Below are 2,517 nucleotides of genomic sequence, written 5' to 3'. Positions count from 1 at the left end.
CCCAGAAACACCATCGGACGAAGATCTAGACGCACTTTTTAGTCTGGAAGAAGCGACTGTTGATGATGATTTTTCATTAGCAACTCTGGCAGAAACCGAATGGGATTTGGATTCACCCCGAGAAAACGCTGACGAGTTTGCTGACTTAGAAGCAATGCTGGATGGGGAGACTTCAGCAGCATTGACCAGTGAAAGCGGTGATCAGTTTGCTGATTTAGAAGCAATGTTGGAGGGAGAGACTTCAGCAGCATTACCCAGTGAAAGCGGTGATCAGTTTGCTGATTTAGAAGCAATGCTAGTTGATACTCCCTCACAGACCGAGTCGTTTGAGGATTTAGAATCCCCCTTAGAGGAACCGGGAGCAACTCAAGACAATCGAGCATCTTTAGCTCAAACTCCCCCATCTCAAGATCAAGATGACCTAGATAAAGAGTTGGAAGCCCTCCTCCAGGACGCTGATAAATCGATAGGAAGTCCAGCTACAACAACAAATACAGGTTCGCGACAAACCGCCCCTTTACCCAGTCGAAGACCACCTCGGATATTTGAGCAGACGATGCGAGTTCCGGTTAAGCACCTGGATAGTCTGAATAACTTGGTGGGAGAATTGGTAGTTAGCCGTAATAGCTTAGAACAGGATCAAGAGCGTCTACGGCAATTTTTGGATAATTTACAGCATCAAGTTTCGGCGTTGAGTGATGTCGGGGCACGAATGCGGGATTTGTATGAGCGATCGCTGCTGGAAAGTTCTCTATTAGCCAGTAGTCAAAATCAACCGCGCTCTCGTTCTTTATTTGGATCAGAAAATGCTGCACCTGCATCCACGGATTCTGAGTCGGCTGAGGATTATCATCCGTTGGAAATGGATCGCTTTACCGGCTTTCATTTACTTTCCCAAGAGATGATCGAGTTAATTGTGCAAGTGCGGGAGTCAGCGTCTGACGTGGAATTCTTGGTGGATGAAACCGATCAGGTGGCTCGCAACTTACGACAGGTGACCACTCAACTCCAAGAAGGACTGACGCGATCGCGCATGGTTCCGTTTGCCAATGCGGCTGACCGTTTGACTCGTCCGGTGCGGGAAATTTCGATCAAGTTAAGCAAGGAAGCCCAACTGCAAGTGGAAGGTCGAGAAACCTTGCTCGACAAAATGATTTTGGAACACCTTTATGATCCCTTAACCCACTTGGTCAATAATGCGATTACCCATGGCATTGAATCCCCAGAAGAACGGCAAGAGATGGGTAAACCTGCTGTGGGTCAAATTACTCTGCGAGCGTTCCACCAAGGGAACCAAACGGTGATTGCCATTTCCGACGATGGCGCGGGTATTGATCCGGAACGGATTAAACGAAAGGCAATTGAGAAGAAACTGATCACCCCAGCCGAGGCGAAAGACCTAACGAATACAGAGTTGTATGACTTTCTGTTCCACCCCGGTTTTAGTACCAAAGACGAAGCCAGTGAATTCGCCGGACGCGGTGTGGGGATGGATGTTGTCCGCACCAGTTTGAGCGAAATTCGGGGCGCAATCTACATTGATTCGACATTAGGAAAAGGCACAACCTTTACCATTCGGCTACCCTTAACCCTGAGTATTTGTAAAGCTCTATGCTGTTTGAGCGATCGCGCTCGCATTGCCTTTCCTATGGATGGGGTGGAAGATATGTTTGATGTACCTCAGGATCGCTTACAAAAAGATGCCAACGGTCAAATCGGTGTCTCCTGGCGGGACACGTTAATCTCAGTACAACCCCTGAGTGAATTGCTCTCTTACAACCGTTCAATTAGTCGGGGTAATGTTTATGGGGGTAAGCCAGAAGACGACCTAGTCTCAATTGTTGTGCTACGCAGTTCTGGGACATTCATTGCCATCGAAGTGGATCAGGTTTTAGGTGAACAGGAAATCGTGATTAAACAACTTGAAGGTCCTCCGCCTAAACCCATTGGTATTGCTGGGGCGACAGTCTTAGGAGATGGTCGAATCATGCCCATTGCCGATGTGTTAGAACTGATTGACCTCGCCTGCGGACGCCTGCGGAAAGACAGTGTGACGATTTGGTCGAGAGGGGACAGCGAAGGTGCAGGAATTGAAGAAGCCCCAGAAACTCCCCATGAGCCACTCGTTTTGATTGTGGATGACTCGATTACAGTCCGTGAACTCCTCTCAATGACCTTTGCCAAAGCCGGCTATCGGGTGGAACAATCCCGCGATGGTCAAGAAGCCTGGGATAAACTTCGGTCAGGCTTACCCTGTGATATTGTATTCTGCGATATTGAAATGCCGAGAATGGATGGATTAGAACTACTCTCTCGACTCCAGAAAGATGAGAATCTCAGCCAGTTACCTATTGCTATGCTCACCTCTCGTGGGGCGAAACGACATCGGCAAATGGCAGCACAGCTTGGCGCGAGTGGTTACTTTACCAAACCTTATCTGGAAGAAGTGCTGCTCGATGCAGCTCAGCGGATGATTCAGGGTGAAGTCCTGTTTAGTAGTAGTGAGGCTTGATTAAT

Annotated in this window: 1 protein-coding gene; it reads left to right on the top strand. The window is 48.4% G+C overall.

The window, feature by feature from the left end; genetic code table 11:
- Positions 1-2,512 (top strand): hybrid sensor histidine kinase/response regulator (locus ACLFWI_RS29300; RefSeq protein WP_446415855.1); only part of this gene is annotated, 2,512 nt, incomplete at its 5' end.
- Positions 2,513-2,517: the final 5 nt, after the last annotated feature.

This window comes from Coleofasciculus sp. (assembly GCF_046539235.1).
In the GTDB taxonomy this organism is placed as follows: domain Bacteria; phylum Cyanobacteriota; class Cyanobacteriia; order Cyanobacteriales; family Coleofasciculaceae; genus Coleofasciculus.
This window is presented reverse-complemented; position numbering and strand designations above follow the sequence as displayed.